The following is a 2,637-nucleotide window of genomic DNA, read 5'->3' as shown; positions in this document are numbered from 1 at the left end:
GCCACCCCGCCACCGCCGGAACCCGGAAGCGCCGCGAGCAAGATCGTGGTGATGGGCAAGTTCAAGGGCATCGCCGTCGGCGCCATCCGGGTCGCCCGGGAAAACGGCTTCCTGACCGCCAAGGTGCAGTTGAGCAACATCACCAGCAGCAACCAGATGATGTATTACCGCTTCGCCTGGCTGGGTGCCGACGGTTTCCCGGTGGGTGATGAAGAGACCTGGAAGGTGCTGAACCTCTACGCAAACCAGGCGACCTTCCTGCCGGCCATCGCCAACCTGCCCCAGGCTGCCGACTTCCACCTTGAAGTGAAGACGCCTTGATCCACCCACTCATTCAGTTTCAGAGAGACATCCCCATGTTTGCACGCTTCTCGTTCCTCGCCGTGGTGGCCGTCCTGGCCAGCGGCTGCGCCAACACCTCGCCAGTCCTGGGCGGTAAAAACATCAGCTACGGCGACAGCAAGGCCGTGGAACTGGTGACCAACGAGTTCGGCTCCACCGACCTGCAGATGATCGCCGAAAGCATGACCCGCTCCCTGGCCCAGTCCGGCATCCTGCAAGGCCGCCCGGTGGTGCAGGTGTATGACGTGAAGAACAAGACCAGCGAGTACATCGATACCCGCGAGATCACCACGTCGATCAAGACCCAGCTGATGAAGACCGGCACCGCCCGCTTCGCCAGCGACAACACTGACATGCAAAGCCAGGTCGACCAGCTGAAGCTGCAGAACCAGAGCGGCCTGTACAAGAAGTCGACCGTCAGCAAGACCGGCAACATGGTCGCCGCCAAGTACCGCCTGGAAGGCTCCATCAGCTCCATCGTCAAGCGCAGCTCGGACTACAAGGACGTGTTCTACAAGTTCAGCCTGCAACTGGTCGACGTCGAAAGCGGCCTGGCCGAATGGATGGACGAAAAAGAAATCCGCAAGACCACGGAGCGCTAAGCAATGCGTGCATGGATCGGCATGATCGGCCTGCTGTGCGCCTTTGGCGCCTCGGCCGCACCGAAGATCGCGGTAACCGACCTGGCCTACGAGGCTCGCGTGGAGGAATACATCCACCAGGTCGCGGCCAGCAACAATTTCCAGGCCAGCGCCTACAACGCCAGCGGCGGCTCGAGCTACAGCGAGTATCAAAGCCGTACCAGCTACATCGAGCAGACCGAGCTGCGCAAGTTCAGCGGCGACATCAAGGGGGAAATCCTCAAGTCGCGGCAGTTCCAGCTGGTGCAGGGCACGCCTTACACCGCAGACGCCAAGGGCGATGTGTATGACGTGATCAAGCGGATCAAGGCCGGTAACTTCAAGGGTGCGGACTACGTGCTGTTCGGCACCTTGTCGGATATCGACTTCACCCAGGACGTCAACGCGCTGGACCACACCAACAGCTACTCGGCGGTGCTGGGCCTGACGCTGGTGGCGGATTTCAGCCTGATCAACACCCGCACCTTTGAGATCACCTCGGCGTTTACCGCCATGGGCGAAGGCCAGGACACCAAGCTGGTGAACAACCGTGACGTGCGCGTGAGCCTGAACCGGCCTCGCGTGGTGCGGGAAGTGTCGAAGGCGTTGGGCGAGGATGTGGCGCGGCAGTTGGCCGAACAACTCGGCGGTGGTTATCAGGAAGCACCTGGACAGCCTGCATTGCGCAATAACCTGCCACGGGATGAAGCGCCGAAGATCCTGCGCTGAACGAAAATCCCGCTACCGACATAAAACCAATGTGGGAGCGGGCTTGCTCGCGAATGCGGTGGATCAGTCAATACATCTGGTGACTGACACTGCGCATTCGCGAGCAAGCCCGCTCCCACATTTTTGATCCGGTTTCGTCAGTTAAGCCGTTGCGCGATGCAAGCTGGCCAGGAACCCCGCCGCCCCAACGAACAAGCCAGCAAACGTACGGTTCATGCGTTTCTGCTGCTTCGGTGTGCGCAACAGGCGCAACACTTTCGACGCCAGCCCGGTGTAGCCGGCCATCACGATCATGTCCACGCAGATCATGGTCGCGCCCAGGATCAGGTATTGGTTCAGCAGCGGCGCCTGCGGGTTCACGAACTGCGGCAGCACCGCCAGCATGAACACCAGGGCCTTGGGGTTGCTGGCGTTGACCAGGAACCCGCGGAACATCATCGCCATCGGCTTGCCGATCGGGCGAATCGCCGCGTCATCGCTCAGGTCGGTTGGCAGCGCGCGCCATTGCTTGATGGCCAGGTACACCAGGTACGCTACGCCAAACCATTTGATCGCATAAAACGCGGTGGAGGATGCGGCAAGAATCGCCCCCAGGCCACCGGCGACCACGGCAATCTGCATCGCCAGGCCCAGTTGCAGGCCCAGGGCATTCCAGTAACCACGCAGGAAACCGTATTGCAGGCCGCTGGACATCGACGCAATGGCACCGGCGCCAGGGGAAAGACTGATGATCCAACTGGCCAGGAAAAAGGCCAGCCATGTGTCGAGCGCCATTACACACCTCAGAGCTGAGTTTGCTGAATGTTTCTAAACTAACGCTGCCGGCCGAGAAATGGCTAGAAAAATTTTGGGGTGCGCCTTTGTGGCGAGGGGGCTTGCTGTGGCGAGGGAGCTTGCTCCCGCTGGAGTGCGTAGCGCTCCCGGCTTTTTTTGGGGCTGCTACGCA

4 protein-coding genes are annotated in these 2,637 nt (G+C 60.8%); 3 read left to right on the top strand and 1 reads right to left on the bottom strand.

Annotation, left to right across the window (positions count from 1 at the left end; all coding sequences use genetic code 11):
* The 3 genes from HX846_RS23005 to HX846_RS22995 form a co-directional block, all read left to right on the top strand.
* Positions 1-321, top strand: a 321-nt coding sequence (locus HX846_RS23005) for a YcfL family protein (RefSeq protein ID WP_178966147.1), incomplete at its 5' end; no start/stop codon positions are given.
* Between the two features lie 35 nt (positions 322-356).
* Positions 357-944 (top strand): penicillin-binding protein activator LpoB, encoded by a 588-nt coding sequence (gene lpoB / locus HX846_RS23000; protein ID WP_003214026.1) that lies wholly within the window; start codon positions 357-359, stop codon positions 942-944.
* A gap of 3 nt (positions 945-947) precedes the next feature.
* The gene (locus tag HX846_RS22995) at positions 948-1,691 is read left to right on the top strand and encodes a penicillin-binding protein activator LpoB (RefSeq protein ID WP_178966146.1); all 744 of its coding nucleotides are present in this window, start codon (positions 948-950) and stop codon (positions 1,689-1,691) included.
* 141 nt (positions 1,692-1,832) lie between these two features.
* On the opposite strand, the gene HX846_RS22990 is transcribed toward HX846_RS22995, so the two are convergent.
* Positions 1,833-2,465, bottom strand: a complete 633-nt coding sequence (locus HX846_RS22990; RefSeq protein ID WP_003208844.1) for a LysE family transporter — start codon at positions 2,463-2,465, stop codon at positions 1,833-1,835.
* Positions 2,466-2,637 lie beyond the last annotated feature (172 nt).

It is taken from the genome of Pseudomonas sp. K5002, assembly GCF_013386655.1.
In the GTDB taxonomy this organism is placed as follows: Bacteria; Pseudomonadota; Gammaproteobacteria; order Pseudomonadales; family Pseudomonadaceae; genus Aquipseudomonas.
Note: the sequence above shows the minus strand (reverse complement) of the source record. Positions and strands in the feature narration are given on the sequence as shown.